This window comes from Oceaniradius stylonematis (genome assembly GCF_965223445.1).
In the GTDB taxonomy this organism is placed as follows: Bacteria; Pseudomonadota; Alphaproteobacteria; order Rhizobiales; family Rhizobiaceae; genus Roseitalea; species Roseitalea stylonematis.
On sequence record NZ_OZ244994.1, the window covers coordinates 3,170,345 to 3,186,175 of the forward strand.

14 protein-coding genes are annotated in these 15,831 nt (G+C 65.2%); 8 read left to right on the forward strand and 6 right to left on the reverse strand.

All coding sequences use genetic code 11. From position 1 onward, the window contains the following. Nucleotides 1–34: 34 nt before the first annotated feature. The 7 genes from fabD to gmk all read left to right on the forward strand — a co-directional run bounded on the left by fabD (nt 35) and on the right by gmk (nt 6,443). Entirely contained in the window at nt 35–976 is a 942-nt protein-coding gene (fabD, locus tag ACOQOU_RS15620) for an ACP S-malonyltransferase (RefSeq protein ID WP_306024646.1), read from the forward strand. A 37-nt stretch (nt 977–1,013) separates the two neighbouring features. After that, nucleotides 1,014–1,751 carry a 3-oxoacyl-[acyl-carrier-protein] reductase gene (gene fabG / locus ACOQOU_RS15625; protein ID WP_306024647.1) on the forward strand — a complete coding sequence of 246 codons (738 nt, stop codon included), beginning with the start codon at nt 1,014–1,016 and terminating at the stop codon, nt 1,749–1,751. Between the two features lie 123 nt (nt 1,752–1,874). Continuing rightward, nucleotides 1,875–2,111 (forward strand): acyl carrier protein, encoded by a 237-nt coding sequence (locus tag ACOQOU_RS15630; RefSeq protein WP_053998033.1) that lies wholly within the window; start codon nt 1,875–1,877, stop codon nt 2,109–2,111. A gap of 44 nt (nt 2,112–2,155) precedes the next feature. Beyond that, a complete protein-coding gene (fabF, locus tag ACOQOU_RS15635; RefSeq protein WP_109766139.1) occupies nt 2,156–3,418 on the forward strand; it encodes a beta-ketoacyl-ACP synthase II in 1,263 nt (420 codons plus the stop codon). Between the two features lie 166 nt (nt 3,419–3,584). Then, entirely contained in the window at nt 3,585–4,799 is a 1,215-nt protein-coding gene (mltG, locus tag ACOQOU_RS15640) for an endolytic transglycosylase MltG (RefSeq protein ID WP_245412880.1), read from the forward strand. 35 nt (nt 4,800–4,834) lie between these two features. Next, the gene (locus tag ACOQOU_RS15645) at nt 4,835–5,722 is read left to right on the forward strand and encodes a YicC/YloC family endoribonuclease (protein ID WP_306024648.1); all 888 of its coding nucleotides are present in this window, start codon (nt 4,835–4,837) and stop codon (nt 5,720–5,722) included. A 40-nt stretch (nt 5,723–5,762) separates the two neighbouring features. Further along, on the forward strand, nt 5,763–6,443 hold the full coding sequence (gene gmk / locus ACOQOU_RS15650) for a guanylate kinase (RefSeq protein WP_306024873.1): 681 nt from the start codon (nt 5,763–5,765) through the stop codon (nt 6,441–6,443). On the opposite strand, the gene rsmA is transcribed toward gmk, so the two are convergent. The 6 genes from rsmA to lptF all read right to left on the reverse strand — a co-directional run bounded on the left by rsmA (nt 6,438) and on the right by lptF (nt 14,097). After that, nucleotides 6,438–7,277 carry a 16S rRNA (adenine(1518)-N(6)/adenine(1519)-N(6))-dimethyltransferase RsmA gene (gene rsmA / locus ACOQOU_RS15655; RefSeq protein WP_306024649.1) on the reverse strand — a complete coding sequence of 280 codons (840 nt, stop codon included), beginning with the start codon at nt 7,275–7,277 and terminating at the stop codon, nt 6,438–6,440. The two genes, gmk and rsmA, sit on opposite strands and share 6 nt — an antisense overlap. Beyond that, nucleotides 7,274–8,302, reverse strand: coding sequence for a 4-hydroxythreonine-4-phosphate dehydrogenase PdxA (pdxA, locus tag ACOQOU_RS15660; protein WP_306024650.1), 1,029 nt, complete (start codon nt 8,300–8,302; stop codon nt 7,274–7,276). The genes rsmA and pdxA overlap by 4 nt, the downstream gene beginning before the upstream one ends. A gap of 21 nt (nt 8,303–8,323) precedes the next feature. After that, complete coding sequence (locus ACOQOU_RS15665; RefSeq protein ID WP_245412881.1) at nt 8,324–9,280, reverse strand: peptidylprolyl isomerase; 957 nt, start codon at nt 9,278–9,280, stop codon at nt 8,324–8,326. A gap of 115 nt (nt 9,281–9,395) precedes the next feature. After that, nucleotides 9,396–11,783 (reverse strand): LPS-assembly protein LptD, encoded by a 2,388-nt coding sequence (locus ACOQOU_RS15670; protein WP_306024651.1) that lies wholly within the window; start codon nt 11,781–11,783, stop codon nt 9,396–9,398. 20 nt (nt 11,784–11,803) lie between these two features. Beyond that, nucleotides 11,804–12,895: an LptF/LptG family permease gene (locus ACOQOU_RS15675; protein ID WP_420578891.1), complete on the reverse strand. Its 1,092-nt coding sequence runs from the start codon at nt 12,893–12,895 to the stop codon at nt 11,804–11,806. 5 nt (nt 12,896–12,900) lie between these two features. Then, a complete protein-coding gene (lptF, locus tag ACOQOU_RS15680; protein ID WP_109765886.1) occupies nt 12,901–14,097 on the reverse strand; it encodes an LPS export ABC transporter permease LptF in 1,197 nt (398 codons plus the stop codon). A 236-nt stretch (nt 14,098–14,333) separates the two neighbouring features. Between lptF and ACOQOU_RS15685 the strand changes: the two genes are divergently transcribed. Then, nucleotides 14,334–15,812 (forward strand): leucyl aminopeptidase, encoded by a 1,479-nt coding sequence (locus ACOQOU_RS15685; protein WP_306024653.1) that lies wholly within the window; start codon nt 14,334–14,336, stop codon nt 15,810–15,812. The last annotated feature ends 19 nt before the right edge of the window (nt 15,813–15,831 follow it).

Here is a 15,831-nt window from a genome sequence, read left to right on the forward strand (position 1 = left end):
CGCACCAAGCGCGCGCTTTTGACGAGGACCGATCATGACAATTGCCTTCACGTTTCCGGGTCAGGGCTCACAGGCCGTCGGCATGGGCAAGGACCTCGCCGATGCGTTTGCAGAAGCGCGGGCCGTCTTCGAGGAGGTGGATGCGGCGCTGGGCGAAAACCTTTCAAAGACGATGTGGGAAGGGCCGGACGATTCGCTCACCCTGACCGCCAACGCCCAGCCGGCCCTGATGGCCGTCTCGATGGCCGTTGTCCGCGTGCTGGAAGCCCAGGGCTACAAGGTCTGGGAAAAGGCCGCTTTCGTCGCCGGACACTCGTTGGGCGAATACTCCGCCCACGCCGCCGCCGGCACCTTTACCATCGCCGATGCGGCGCGGCTGCTGCGGGTGCGCGGCAACGCCATGCAGGCCGCCGTCCCGGCCGGCGAAGGAGCGATGGCGGCGATCATCGGTCTCGACGATGCGGGCGTGCAGGCAGCCTGCGACGAGGCCGCAGCCCACGGGCCCTGCCAGATCGCCAATGACAATGGCGGCGGGCAGATCGTCATTTCCGGCGGCAGGCAGGCGGTCGAGGCTGCTGCCGACATCGCCAGGGCCAATGGCGCAAAGCTCGCCAAGCTGCTCGCTGTCTCGGCGCCCTTTCATTCATCGCTGATGGCGCCGGCCGCCGATGCCATGGCCGAAGCCTTGGCCAATGTCCGCGTGTCCGAGCCGATGGTGCCCGTCATCGCCAATGTGACGGTGGCGCCCGTGACCGGAGCCGACGCCATCATCGAAACGCTCGTCAAACAGGTCACCGGGCAGGTGCGCTGGCGCGAAACGGTGCAGTGGCTGGCCGCACAGGGCGTCACAAATCTGGTCGAGGCCGGTTCGGGAAAGGTGCTGACCGGGCTGGCGCGCCGCATAGACCGGTCTGTCGATGCCGTTGCCATTTCATCGCCCGCCGATATAGAAGCGTTCCTCGAAAAGAACGCCTGACCAAGAGCCTGAGCGAAACAACGGAACGGGAACTGCCATGATCGATCTGAGCGGCCGCAAGGCGCTGGTGACCGGCGCGTCCGGAGGCATTGGCGAGGCGATTGCCCGCACGCTGCATGCCCAGGGCGCGACCGTGGGTCTGCACGGCACGCGCGAAGAAAGGCTCGAAGCGCTGGCCGGCGAGCTCGGCGGCCGGGTGCAAATCTTTCCCGCCAACCTGTCCGATCGTGCCGCAGTCGATGAACTGGCCAAGAAGGCCGAGGCGGACCTGGAAGGCATCGACATCCTCGTCAACAATGCCGGCATCACCCGTGACGGCCTGTTCGTCCGCATGTCCGACGACGACTGGGACACGGTCATCGAGGTCAACCTGACGGCTGTGTTCCGGCTGACGCGGGCGCTGACCCACCCGATGATGCGCCGTCGCAACGGTCGCATCGTCAACATCTCCTCGGTTGTCGGCGTCACCGGCAATGCCGGCCAGGCGAACTATTGCGCCTCAAAGGCGGGACTGATCGGCTTCACCAAGTCGCTGGCCCAGGAGATTGCCTCGCGCAATGTCACCGTCAATGCCGTCGCGCCGGGCTTCATCGAGAGCGCGATGACCGAAAAACTCAATGAAAAACAGACCGATGCCATTATGGGTGCCATCCCGATGAAGCGCATGGGCACCGGCGCCGAGGTGGCTGCGACGGTGGCGTTTCTCGCCTCCGACGAAGCGTCTTACGTCACCGGCCAGACGCTGCACGTCAATGGCGGCATGGCGATGATCTGAGGGCGCGTTTCGGCATTTGGGCCGTCCACAAACTTCTTTTCGCTCCGCTCTTTCATCTTGATTAGGCTGGCGGGTGCGGATAGTCACGAGCGAACCGAATAGAACCAATCAAGGATTTCCGACATGAGTGATGTTGCAGAGCGGGTCAAGAAGATCGTCGTCGAGCACCTCGGTGTTGACGCAGACAAGGTGACCGAAGGCGCAAGCTTCATCGACGATCTGGGCGCCGACAGCCTCGATACGGTCGAACTCGTGATGGCGTTCGAGGAAGAGTTCGGCGTGGAAATCCCCGATGATGCCGCCGAAACGATCCTGACCGTGGGCGATGCGGTCAAGTTCATCGAAAAAGCCAACGCCTGACCTCAGACGCCCGGTCGTTCGCGCCGGGTGCGTTTCCGATGCAGATGCGCCGTGTTGTCATCACCGGGATCGGCATGGTTTCGCCGCTCGCGGCGGACGCCGAAACCACATGGGCCCGCCTGCTCGAGGGCCGAAGCGCCGCGCGCAAGGTCACCGAGTTCGAGGTCGACGACCTGCCGGCGCAGATTGCCTGCCGTCTGCCGTTCGGCGACGGCAGCGACGGCACCTACAATGCCGACGACTGGATGGAGCCCAAGGAGCAGCGCAAGGTCGATGATTTCATCGTCTATGGCGTTGCCGCGGCCGAACAGGCGCTCGCCGATGCCGACTGGCATCCCGAAAGCGATGAGGACCAGATCGCGACCGGCGTCCTGATCGGATCGGGCATTGGCGGCATCGAGGGCATCGTCGAGACCGGATACGTGCTGCGCGACCGCGGTCCGCGCCGCGTTTCGCCTTTCTTCATTCCCGGCCGGCTGATCAATCTGGTCAGCGGCCATGTCTCGATCCGCCACAAGCTGCGCGGCCCGAACCACTCGGTCGTCACCGCCTGTTCGACCGGCGCGCATGCCATCGGCGATGCCAGCCGCCTGATCGCGCTGGGCGATGCGGACGTGATGGTTGCCGGCGGCACGGAATCGCCGGTCTGCCGGATTTCGCTGGCTGGCTTTGCCGCCTGCAAGGCGCTGTCCACCGGCCGCAACGATGATCCGGCTGCCGCCTCGCGTCCCTATGACCGCGACCGCGACGGGTTCGTCATGGGCGAGGGCGCCGGTGTCGTCGTGCTCGAGGAACTCGAACACGCAAAGGCGCGCGGCGCGAAGATCTACGCCGAAGTGGTCGGCTACGGCCTTTCGGGCGATGCCTATCACATCACCGCTCCGTCCGAGAACGGTGAGGGCGCCGAACGCTGCATGCGCTCCGCGCTCGCCCGCGCCGGCATCGCGCCCGCCGAAATCGACTACATCAACGCCCACGGCACATCGACCATGGCCGATACGATCGAACTGGGTGCCGTTGAGCGGGTTCTGGGCAATGCGGCGGGCAAGGTGTCCATGTCGTCGACCAAGTCGTGCATCGGCCATCTTCTGGGCGCGGCTGGCGCGGTCGAGGCGATCTTCTGCACGCTGGCCATCCGTGATCAGGTCGTGCCGCCGACGATCAATCTCGACAATCCCGATGTGGACACCGCGATCGACCTTGTACCGCATCAAAAACGCCAGCGTCGGGTCGATATCGCCCTGTCCAACTCGTTCGGCTTTGGCGGCACCAACGCCTCGCTGGTCCTGCGCCGCTTCGACGCCTGACGCAGCGCCAAGGTTCCGCAAGGGGCCACCGGTTTTTCGCCACAAAGGCTTTTATTGTGCGCGTCGATACGCCAAACCATGACATTCTGTCGAAGCGACAAGCCAACCCGGCCAAGCCGGAGCGACAGTGTGCGAACCGCCACCATTCGCCATCAGGGGATGCGACGTGAGTGACAAGATCAAGTTCGGGCGCGGGGGCCGCAAGCCGGCTGTGCCGGGCGCCGATCCAGTGGCGCCGGACACCGGTCAGCGGCCCATTCCGCGCTCTCCGGCGCAGGCCCTGCGCCCCGACGGCGGTGTCGAGCCGCCAAAGCGCCGGCGCGCGCGTGCCGCGCGCAGCCAGGTCGTCGTCTTCGCCAATTTCCTGTTCACGCTGCTCATCATGTCGATGGTCGCGCTGGGCGGCGCCTTGTATCTGGGCAAACTGCGCTTCGAGCAGCCCGGGCCGCTTGCGGCCTCGTCGACCTATATGGTCCGCCCCGGTGCCACGCTCATCCAGATCGCCAACGGGCTGGAGCGGCGCGGCATGATCACCAATGCGCGCATTTTCGAGCTGGGCGCGCGCGCCTACGGCAACCAGGACGCCTTCAAGGCCGGCGAGTTCGAGATCACCGCCCGCGCCTCGATGAAGGACATCATGGAGACGATGGTGCAGGGCGTCGCCATCCTGCATCCGTTGACGATCGTCGAGGGCACGACCGTCGCCCAGGCATTCGCGCGGATCGCCGAGAACGAGTTTCTCTCCGGTGACATGCCGTCCGACATGCCGCCCGAGGGCATGCTGATCGCCGACACGCAGAAATTCACGCGCGGCACCGAACGCAGCGACATCATCGCGCGCATGATCGATCAGCAGGAGCGGCTGATTGCGCAGATCTGGGAAAAGCGCGATCCGGATCTGCCGCTGAACGACATCAACGAATTCGTCACCCTGGCATCGATCGTGGAAAAGGAGACCGCGCTTGCCGAGGAGCGCCCGCGTGTCGCCGGGGTCTTCGTCAACCGCCTCGAGCGCGGCATGCGGCTGCAATCCGACCCGACGATCATCTACGGCATTTTCGGCGGTGAGGGGAAACCCGCCGACCGGCCGATCTACCAGTCCGACATCGACAATCCCACACCCTACAACACCTATCAGATCGACGGCCTGCCGCCGGGCCCGATCGCGATTCCCGGCCGCGCATCGCTGGAAGCGGTCGCCAACCCGGCGCAAACGGAAGACCTGTTCTTCGTTGCCGACGGAACCGGCGGACACGCATTTTCCAGGACGCTTGACGAACACAACGCCAATGTGCGCCGATGGCGGCAGATCGAGGCCGAGCGCGAGGCGGCGCGGGAGGCGGCCGAACAGCCCGCCGAGGGCGAGGCCACGCAGAACTGACACGGCAGACGCGCATCGGCCGGCAGGGGGAAGCGATGAGCGAAGCGGACATTCAGTCGATGACCGGATTTGCCACGGCACACCGGACCATCGGCACCGTTCGGGTCAATTGCGACATCCGCTCCGTCAATGGCCGTTCGCTGGACATCAAGCTCCGTGTTCCGCCGGGGCTCGAAGCGCTGGAACCCGTCCTCAAGAAACGGATCGCCGGCCGCGTAGCGCGCGGCAACATCCAGGTTTCGATCGGCGCCGAGGCGCCTGCCGATACGGTGCCGCTTGCCATCGATGCCGGCGCGTTTCGCCATGTGGCCGCGCAGGCAATGGCGCTGTCGGTCGAGACCGGGCTCGCGCCGCCGACCACGGACGGGGTTCTGCAGGTGCGTGGCGTTGTGCTGACCGAGGACGGCACCGCAAGTCTGGCCCCGGACGATAGCGAAGAAATCGGCGCGCTGGTCGATGCCGCGCTTGACGGGCTGATCGCCGCCCGCCGATCGGAAGGCGCGGCGATGGCCGCGCTTGTTGCCGGCCATATCGCGGCGATCGAGGCGCTGGTCGACCGTGCGGCGGACGAGCCCGAAAGCCAGCCGGACGCGATCGGAACGCGCCTTTCGGCACAGCTCGAGCGGCTTCTCGGCGATTCCACGCTGGATTCCGAACGTCTGAACGCCGAAGTGGCGCTGCTTGCCGCCAAGGCTGACGTCACCGAGGAGATCGACCGTCTGAAGGCCCATGTCGCGGCCGCGCGCGATCATCTGGCCAAGGGTGGCCCGATCGGCCGCAAGCTCGATTTTCTGGCCCAGGAGTTCAACCGGGAAGCCAACACGCTGTGCTCGAAATCGGCGTCTTCGGACCTGACCGCCATCGGCCTGGAGCTGAAATCTGTGATCGACCAGTTGCGCGAACAGGTGCAAAACCTGCAATAGACCAAGAAACGGTCACGACGGAGAGGGTGCCGTGGCAGCCATGACAACAGATGACGCGGACGCGGTGAGCGTCCCGATCGCGCGACGCGGCCTGATGCTCGTCCTGTCCTCGCCTTCGGGTGCGGGCAAGTCGACCATCGCACGCAACTTGATGGAGATCGATGCCGGCTTCGAACTGTCTGTATCTGTCACCACCCGCGCGCGCCGGGGCAGCGAGATCGAGGGCGTTCACTATCGCTTCGTCGACGAGCGGACCTTCATGCGCATGCGCGACGATGACGATCTGCTCGAATGGGCCGAAGTGCACGGCAATCATTATGCAACGCCCCGGGCGCCGGTCGAGCAGGCCATGGCAGCCGGCCGCGACATGCTGTTCGACATCGACTGGCAGGGCGCCAAGCAGATGACCCAGAAGATGCGCGCCGATGTGGTCTCGGTGTTCATCCTGCCGCCCTCGATGGCCGAACTGCGCGCCCGGCTGATGCGGCGCGCCGAGGACAGGCCCGACGTGATCGAGCAACGGCTCAAGAACGCCGCCCTCGAGATCGAGCATTGGCGCGAATACGACTATGTGATCGTCAATGACGATCTCGATCGCGCTTTCGAGGCGGTGCGCGCGATCGTCCGCGCCGAACGCCTCAGGCGCGACCGCCGTCCGGGGCTGTTCGATTTCGTCTCGGGCCTTCTGGCGTCGGACTGGCGGGACGGCAGCGCCTCATAGGGCGTTGGCAAGGGCGCAGAATTCGGCGATCGAAAGCGTTTCGGCACGGCGGGTCGCCTCGATGCCCGCGCGGTCGAGCAGGTCCGCGCCGCCGACGGGCTTCAGGCTTTGTCGGAGCATTTTGCGGCGTTGCCCGAACGCATGCCGCGTGACGGTTTCAAGCTTGGCGACATCGCACGCGATCGGCGCGGATTTTGGCGTCAGGTGGACGACCGACGAGGTCACCTTCGGCGGCGGCCGGAACGCCTGCGGCGGCACGTCGAAGCAGATCGCCGCATCGGTCCTCCATCCGGCGAGAACGCCGAGCCTTCCATAGGCCGCTTCGCCCGGGCCCGCGACGATACGCTCGGCGACTTCCCGCTGGAACATCAATGTCATCGATACGTAGAAGGGCGGCCATTGCACCCCGCCGAGCCAGGTCGTCAGCAGCGCCGTGCCGACATTGTAGGGCAGGTTGGCAACGATCGCCGTGGGCCCGTCATCGGCGGCCAGCGCGGCAAAATCCTGTGTCAGCGCGTCCCCTTCGATCACCGTCAGCCGTCCCGGATAATGCGCTTCGATCTCTGCGAGCGCCGGCAGGCACCGCGCATCGCGTTCGATGGCGATCACGTGACGCGTGCCTTCCATCAGAAGCGCCCGTGTCAGCCCGCCCGGTCCGGGCCCGACCTCGATGACCGATGTGTTCGACAGATCGCCCGCCTGCCGCGCGATCTTCGATGTCAGATTGAGGTCGAGCAGGAAGTTCTGTCCCAGCGCCTTTCGGGCGGCGAGCCCATGCGCGTCGATGACATCGCGCAGGGGCGGCAGCCCGTCGATCGCAAACCGGTCGGTCACGCCGGCGCCCGGCCGTTCGCTGCCATCTGCGCCGCCATCGTCAGCGCGGCGATGAAGCTGTCGGGCCGCGCCGCGCCGGTGCCGGCAATGGCGAACGCCGTGCCATGATCGGGCGATGTGCGGATGAAGGGCAGGCCAAGCGTGACGTTGACGCCGAGATCGAAGTCGAGCGCCTTGGCCGGGATCAGGGCCTGATCGTGATACATGCACACCGCAACGTCATATGTCTCGCGCGCCGCGGCGTGGAACATCGTGTCGGCGGGCAGGGGACCGCTCGCGTCGACGCCTTCGGCACGCACCTGATCGACCGCCGGCGCGACGATGGCCGTGTCCTCGGTGCCAAGCGCGCCGTCTTCGCCGGCATGCGGATTGAGCCCGGCGACCGCGATGCGCGGACGGGCAATGCCGAATCTGCGTTTGAGATCGCCGTCGGCAACGCGGATCGTCTCGGCGATCAGATCCGTCGTCAGCGCAACCGGCACATCGGCCAGCGGAATGTGGATCGTGACCGGGATGGTGCGCAGGCGGGGACCTGCGATCATCATCACCGGTCGCACCCGAGTTCCGGTATGCGATGCCGCCAGTTCGGCCAGATATTCGGTGTGGCCCGGATGGGCGAAACCCGCATCATAAAGCGGTTTCTTGGCGATCGGCGCGGTGACGACACCGGATGCCTCACCGGCAACGGTCTGTGCCACCGCCCGGTCGATCGCCTCGATCGTGCCGGCGGCATTTCCGGCAAGCGGCGTTCCCGGCCTCTCCTCCACCCGGTGCGACAGCGGAACGACCGGAAGCGCGTCGGCGAATGTCGCCATCGCCTGCCCCGGTTCGACGATGGTAACCGGGACATCGAAATTCAACATTCGGGCTCTTGCTGCGAGCTGGGCCGGATCGCCAACGCAGAAGAAGGGCGGCAGGTCCGATTCGGCGCGCATCGTCCACGCCGTCAGGATGATGTCCGGCCCGATACCGGACGGCTCGCCACAGCTGACGGCCAGCGGCAGACGCGTTGACGGTGTCGTCATGGGCGGGCCGTGACCACCGCTTCAGCGGCGCTGGATGCGGGCATTCTCGCGCAGTTCCGCCAACAGGCTGGCGCCGGCATCGCCGCCATCGCCTTCAAGTGCTTCGGTCGAGAACTGGAGCTGCGCCACACGGTCGTCGCTGACCTGCCGCGCCCGGCAGACGACGATGAACTCGACGCCGCGTTCGGTGTCCTTGATGTTGGTGGTCTGGCCGGCCCGCAGCCCCTTGATGTCATCGGCCCAGTTGGACGGCAGTTGCAGCTCGAGAATCCGGCCCAGATCGCGCACGGTGACATCGCGCAGGTTTTGCGCCATCGCCAGCGTCTGGTCGCAACTGCTGACGCGGCCGCGCATGCGGTTGGCTTCGGTGCGGCGGGCGGAAAGCTGGCCGCGATTGGCCTCGGGAACCACGAAAATCACCTGCTGGAGGATGTATTCGGTCGATGTCGGCTTCTGGCCGCCTTGCTCCAGCATCCGGGCGACGACATCCTGTTCGCTCATCATCTGGCTCTCGGACCGCGCGCGCAACTGGACGAGCTGGCCCCAGCCGATCTGCAGCCGGATGAACTCCTTGAAATGGTCGGCCGTCACGCCGGCCTGGTTCAGCACCTGCGTAAGCTGGCCGGTGCTCATATTGTTGCGGCTGGCGAAATTGCCGAACGCGCTGCTGACCATCGAGTCCGGGATGTTGATGCCGGCGCGCCGCAGCGCGCTTCGCTTGAGCGCGTCGTCGATCAGCTCGTCGGTTGCCAATTGCCGCACATTGCCGGGCCGCCGTTGCAGCCGAAGAAAAGCGGAGCGGCGGGCGATGTCGTAGCTCGTGACCACCTCGTCATTGACCACGACCTTGATCTCGGAGGCCAAGGCGGGCGAGGGGCCGAGCGCCGTCCCGGCCGGCCCGAGCGGCGCCACTGCTGCGGCAAGGACGACGGCGAACGCCATCAGGCGGTTGCGGTATCGGAAACGGGTCTGAACCATGGCGGGCCTCGGCAAATGTCTTTGGCGGAACGTTCCGGTCTTATCCGACCGGCGGCGTCGATCACAAGTGTGCCCGGGTGCCTGACGCCCTATCGGGGCGAAACGATGACGGCAATCAGAAATCGAGACCGGACGACGTGATCCCGAAATCGCCGAGCGTGCGGGCGGCGAACGTAATGCCGAAGGTGCGCTTCACGGCATCGGCCGTATCGACGGTTTCGGTATAGGAAAGGCCGAATTGGAAGCACTCATCGTCATAGGCAAGCCCGATCGACCGGTTGGTCATGCGATTGTTCGAGATATCGAAGGTCGCCGAACCCAGCACCCGCCAGTATTCGGCGAACCTGAGCGATCCTGATCCGGAGATTTCCTGCCGGTCCGTGTTGAAACCGTAGGTAGGCTGGGCCTTGATCAATGCATAGTTGGCGGCAAGCGCGATCGTGGCGTTGGTGAAGGATATGCCCCCATCGGCACGGCGCAAATCGAAATCGGTCTCGTCGAACCGGGCGTCGGCGCTCGCGGCAAAACCGCTGGCATGCCTGACGCCGGCATGGGCGACATAATCGGACCGGTCGGTTTCGAGGCCCGAATCGGCGCCCGCATTGACCAGATCGGCATCGTCGTAGGGATTGTCGCCGGCCAGATGGAACGATTGTCCGAAGACGCCGGTAGTGCTCCAGCTCTCACCCAGCGTGCCGCTGTAGCGGATGCCGGCATTGGCCCTTATGCCGCCCTCGATCCGGTCATAGCCCGAGAACTTGTCGCGATCGAACAGGGTCGAGGCGTCAAAGACCAGGCTCTGCGCATCCTCGTTGGGCAGCACGACATTGTTGGGCGCATCGGGCCGCACGAACACCTGTCCGATCGGTTCGAACACGTGAGTGGAGCCGGGCGCGGTCACCAGAAGCGGCAGCCGCGCTTCGACGCCGGCGGTTGCCATGCCGCGCCAGTGGGTTCCGTTTGCGGCGAGCGCCGTTCCGGTGGTCTCCATGGTCTGCGACAGCGGTCCTGCGGCATTGATGTCGAGGATTGTGCTGTCGCCCTGGGCGTGCAGGATCGGCGTGACCAGCAAACCGCCCGGAGCGGTGAAGGTGCGTTTCCACTCGGTCTCGGCGGTGAACCGCCAGGAATTGCCGTCTGTGCCGAAGGTCGCGAAATTGTCGTTGGCAGGGCCTGCCGCAAGACGCGTCTCGGCGGTTTCGCGCACGATGCCGCGTGTGTTCACGTTGAACGATAGCTGCCCGCCGGCCACCGGGCGCGACAGCACGTAATTGTAGTCCGTGCTGGGCAGCACATTGGGTTGCTGGGTGTTGCGCCCCCCCGGATCGAGCGTGCTTTCCTGAACGTCGAAATGCATAACGCGCGCGTCGAAGAAGTTTTGTCCGGAAAGGCCGGTCAGCCACGCCTCGTTGCGGACGACCTCGGTGTTGAAACCGGAGATCGAGTAGGTCCGCGCGAAGTTCTTGTCGGACTGGAGCATGCCGTTCCAACCGAACTGCCAGCGCGGGTTGATCGTGAACGCGCCCGACGTTCCGATCATGCCGCGATCGGCATTGAGATTGTCGACCGTGCCGGCGCCGAACGCGCCCGTCCGCTGCTGCTGAATGCCGGCGATCTTGAGGTTGTAGATGCCGTTGTGCAGCCGGTGGCGGAATTCGGCCTCGCCGAGAAAACCTTGACGCGTATAGCCGGTGCCGGTCAGCATCACGTCATAGTTCGGCGCCAGATTGACGAAGAACGGCACCCGGATACCAAAACCCAGCTCTTCGGCAAAGCGAAAGCTCGGTGCGAGGAAGCCGGTCTTGCGCTTGACCGTGGGGTCGGCCGTTGTGAACACCGGCATATAGGCGATCGGAACGCCGAAAAACTCAAACCGTGCATGCTCGAAGCGGACGGTCTTTTCCTCCGCGTTCCAGATCGTGCGCTGGGACTTGATTTGCCAGAGCGGCGGCCTTTCCGGCTGTTCCTCGCACGGCTCGCACGCGGTGTAGATGCCCTGGTTGAACACCGTCACATTGCCGTCGCGGCGCTCGGCGCTCTCGGCCACGAAACGTGTGTTGTCGGGCGTGACCACACGCAGGGAATTCAAAAAGCCCTCGCGGAAATCATCCGTGATGTCGATCTCGTCGGCCACCAGACGCGTGCCGTCCGGCTGCAGGATCTCGACATCGCCGATGGCAACCATCCGGCCGGTCTGCTCGACATAGGTCACCTGGCGGGCGACAAGCCTCGAGCCGTCATAGTCGATGCGCACATCGCCGACGGCAGAAATCGTGCCCGCATCATTGTTATAGACGAGTTCGTCCGCCTGCAGGAGCATCGGCGCGTCCGGGCTGGTCGCGGCCAGTTGGTCGATGCCGGTCTGGGCCGATGCTGGGGACAGGATGGCGGGCATGGCAAGCCCGGCCACGAGCGCGGCCAGCCCGACACCGGCGCACAGGCGTCTTGAGCGCGGTGAGCTGCTGTAGCCGCGCCGACATCCGGTGTGGCGATCGTCCGCCATGTGTGCCCTTCGGTTACGCATTACCCGTCTTCGTGATTGAGAAGATATCCGATCCCGAACAAGATGCCGCCCACCACCGGCAGCCACGCCGCCACGACAGGCGGCATTGCGCCTGCGCTGCCGAACGACTTCGCCAACGCCGTGACGACATAAAGCAGAAAGCCGGCGGTGACACCAGCCACAATCATGCCCGCGGACTGACCGAAGCGGACGAAGCGAAGTGAGACGGTTGCGGCGATCATCGCCATTGCGACCATCAGTGCCGGCAGCGCGACAAGCGAATGATATTGCATGGAAAACGGGGCCGACGGCACGCCGAACGAGCGGGCGGCATCGATCTGGCGTCCCAGCGCATAGATCGGCACCATGTCGGGCGGCACCAGCGCCTGGCGGACGACTTCCCTATGCAGACTTGTGGGAATCGTCATGCGTTCGGCAAGGACGGGCCGCCGCCGCGGCGCGCTGGTCGTCACGTCGGTGATCACCCACTCGCCTTCCGCAAGATGCGCGGAGGCCGCGTCGTGACGGGCGACGACGCGCCCATCCTCGCCAACCTCGATGAACACGGCCTCGTAGAGCGTGATGTCCTGGTTGGCGACCGTTTTGGCGGTAATCAGGATCGACCCGCCATCATCGCGGCTTTGCCGCATCCAGGGCTCCTTGGTGTTGAAGAGCCGGTTCTGGGAACTGCCCTTCCAACTCCCCTCGATCGCCTGGGCCAGGGAGAACCCGTTTGCGGCGAGCGGATTGAGCACAAGCACCCCGGCCAGGCCCACAAACAGGGCCGCGACCCAGGTCGGCGCCAGGAACTGCCAGGCAGACATGCCGGCCGAACGCGCAACGACAAGCTCATATTTGCGGTTCAGCGCGATAAGCGTGGCGATCGTCGCAAACAGCATGACGAACGGAAGCGTGACCTGAAGGATGAACGGGACGCGCATGGCCGACACGCCAAGCGCCTTGAGGGCGGAATAGTCGGCCAGCGCGCCCGTGCGGTTGGACAGTTCGGTAAAATCGACCAGCAGCGCGAGCGCGGCAATGCCGGCCAAGAAATAGAGCACCATGCGCACAAGGCGCATGAACACATAGACCTGAAATGTCCGCCCTGCCACGCCGGTCATGCTTCGTTCAACTGCCTGCGCGCGGTGCGCCGGCGCACGCGCTGCCATCGTTCATTGAGTGTCCCGGCCAACCGCACGGCCGGATCGGGCACCTGCATGACCCAGCCGCGCAGGAACATCAGCGCGGACAGGCCGATACCGGCCATCGGAATCGCATAAAGAAGCCAGAACAGCGTGCCGTCGGTCTTGATCTCATTGTAGGAAAAATAGCTGGCCCAGCGGTAGCCGAGCCCGGCTCCGAACGCCAGCACCAAGGCCATGATGCTGGCCGAGCGGTGCGTGCGCGGCTGTCCGGCGACAACCAGCGCGACCAGGGCGAACAGCACCGGATAGAGCCATTCCGTCATCCGGCGATGAAGTTCGCCGCGTGCCTGTCCTGGCCAGCTTTGCACCCAGGGATCGTTCGGGTCGGGATCGAAGAGGTAACCGGTTTCGCGCTCGTGCAGAAAGTAGTCTATGCCTTCGCCAGCGCTGCCGAACTGCGCCAGATCCAGCGCATAGCTCCTGAACCGGATAATCGAGACCTGTCCGGTCTTGACGTCTTTCCTGTGCAGTTGGCCGTCCTGCAGCACCAGAAGGCTGACGCCCGTGCTTTCATCGACCTGCGCCTGTCGGGCAAACTGGGTCAGATGCATCTCCGCGTCGCGCCGGTCGGCGATCAGCACGCCGTTCAGGCGGCCGCCGGCCTCCTTGCGGTCCACATAGATCGTCAGCCCGTCCTCGATCTGCGTGAAGCGGCCATCCTGGATGAGTGTCGCCAGAAGGTCGGTGCGCATGTCGATCACGACGTCACGCACTGCCCGGTTTGCCCGCGGCTCGACGAAATGGCTGATCAGGAACACCGTCGCCCCGAGCACCAGCGACAGGATGACGATCGGACGGGCGATGGCGAGGCGGCTGATTCCCGAGCCTGCCATCACCGGCATCTCGCTGTCGGCGTTCATCGCGTTGAGCACGTTCACCGCGCCGATCAGCAACCCGAAAGGCAGCGTCAGGGTTATGAATTGCGGCGTCAGCAGTACCATCATCGTCAGGAACGCGCCGATCGAGCCGGCCGAGCCTGTCGCGAAATCGATGCGCGTGATCGCCTGGGTGATCCACACCACCGCCAGGATCGCCGTGAACGCGCTCAGCGCGGCAATGGCGACGCGGCGGAATATGTAACGCTCGACGGTGGTCAACGCTGCGGCCATCCTTTGCGCCGGGTCTCGCGCTCGTGAATCGGGTGCCGGTCCCGGTCGGCACCCCGTCCCGGACCGCGCTTGCGCGGCTCGCCGGTTCCGGCCCAATGTCGCCCGTCAGGGCTAACAATCCGGAAAATCCGACGGTTAATGAACCATTGCGAGACCATCGGGTCCTTGCTATCGCCGCGGGCAGCGCCAAAATCAAGGCTTTCCCCCCGCAACCGATTTCAAGGTTTTGTCATCCCATGTCCATGCTTCCGACAATCACCATTTCCAAACCGGCCCCGATCAAGAAGGGTGCGGCGCTGCTGGTTGCTCCGGAGGGCGCCGATATCGCCGCGCTTGCCGGCGATCTGGATGGGGAAGGCGTGGTCGCCCGCGCCGCCGAGTTGGCGGAGTTCTCCGGCAAGGCCAAGACCGTGCTCGATGTGCTGGCGCCGGCGGGCAGCCCCGCCAGCCGTATCGTCATCATTGGACAGGGCAAGCTCGAGGACGCCTCCGAGCCGGGCTGGATCGCGCTGGGCGGTGCCGCGCGCGGCGCGCTCGCCAAGGAGCCGCTCGTCACAATGATCGCCGGAGAGGACATGGATGCGGCGGTGGTCGCCAGCTTCGCGCAGGGCTATCTGATGCGGGCCTACACATTCGACAAGTACAAGACGGCCAAGAACGGTCAGAACGGAAAGCCGAAGGCACAGAAGCTGACCATCCAGAGCGCCGACGCCGCCGCCGCAAAGACAGCCTGGCGCGATGCCGAAGCCGTCGCGCGCGGCGTGATGCTGGCGCGCGATCTGGTCAACGAGCCGGCCAACATTCTCGGCACCGAGGAATTTGCCGCCCGTGGCGAAGCGCTCGAAGCGCTTGGCGTCGAGACCGATATTCTCGATGAAAAGAAGATGAAGAAGCTCGGCATGGGCGCGCTTCTGGGCGTGGCACAGGGGTCGGTCCGTCCGCCGCGCCTGCTGGTCATGAAATGGAACGGCGGCAAGGCGAAGGACAAGCCGATCGCCTTCGTCGGCAAGGGTGTCGTCTTCGACTCCGGCGGCATTTCCATCAAGCCGGCTGGCGGCATGGAGGACATGAAGGGGGACATGGGCGGCGCGGCGGCGGTCGTCGGCCTGATGCACGCGCTTGCCGCACGCAAAGCTGCGGTCAATGCGATCGGCATTATCGGCCTTGTCGAAAACATGCCCGACGGCAACGCCCAGCGCCCGGGCGACATCGTAACCTCCATGTCGGGCCAGACGATCGAGGTCATCAACACCGACGCGGAGGGCCGCCTGGTGCTGGCGGACGTGCTGACCTATTGCAACCAGACCTTCGAACCGCGCGTGATGATCGATCTGGCGACACTGACAGGCGCGGTGATGGTCGCGCTTGGCCAGCACCATGCCGGGCTCTTCTCGAATGATGACGCGGTTGCCGACGGCCTGACGCGGGCCGGCGCGCAAAGCGGCGAGAAGGTCTGGCGCCTGCCGCTGGGCCCCGACTATGACAAGATGATCGACTCCAAGTTTGCCGACATGAAGAATGTCGGCGGCCGCAATGCCGGCTCGATCACGGCTGCGCAGTTCCTCAAGCGTTTTGTCGGCGACACGCCTTGGGCGCATCTCGACGTCGCCGGCACCGCCATGTCCTCGCCGTCGAACGACTTCAACCGCTCCTGGGGATCGGGCTTCGGCGTGCGCCTGCTCGACCGCTGGGTGCGCGACACTTGCGAAGGCTGAACGGCGCAGCCGGGATCGT

Coding starts and splice junctions, on each gene's coding strand:
- fabG (WP_306024647.1), top strand. CDS start 1,014: ATGATCGATCTGAGCGGCCGCAAGGCGCTGGTGACCGGCGCGTCCGGA.
- fabD (WP_306024646.1), top strand. CDS start 35: ATGACAATTGCCTTCACGTTTCCGGGTCAGGGCTCACAGGCCGTCGGC.
- ACOQOU_RS15665 (WP_245412881.1), bottom strand. CDS start 9,280: ATGGTTCAGACCCGTTTCCGATACCGCAACCGCCTGATGGCGTTCGCC.
- lptF (WP_109765886.1), bottom strand. CDS start 14,097: ATGGCCGCAGCGTTGACCACCGTCGAGCGTTACATATTCCGCCGCGTC.
- ACOQOU_RS15630 (WP_053998033.1), top strand. CDS start 1,875: ATGAGTGATGTTGCAGAGCGGGTCAAGAAGATCGTCGTCGAGCACCTC.
- ACOQOU_RS15670 (WP_306024651.1), bottom strand. CDS start 11,783: ATGGCGGACGATCGCCACACCGGATGTCGGCGCGGCTACAGCAGCTCA.
- ACOQOU_RS15685 (WP_306024653.1), top strand. CDS start 14,334: ATGTCCATGCTTCCGACAATCACCATTTCCAAACCGGCCCCGATCAAG.
- gmk (WP_306024873.1), top strand. CDS start 5,763: ATGACAACAGATGACGCGGACGCGGTGAGCGTCCCGATCGCGCGACGC.
- fabF (WP_109766139.1), top strand. CDS start 2,156: ATGCGCCGTGTTGTCATCACCGGGATCGGCATGGTTTCGCCGCTCGCG.
- ACOQOU_RS15645 (WP_306024648.1), top strand. CDS start 4,835: ATGAGCGAAGCGGACATTCAGTCGATGACCGGATTTGCCACGGCACAC.
- pdxA (WP_306024650.1), bottom strand. CDS start 8,302: ATGACGACACCGTCAACGCGTCTGCCGCTGGCCGTCAGCTGTGGCGAG.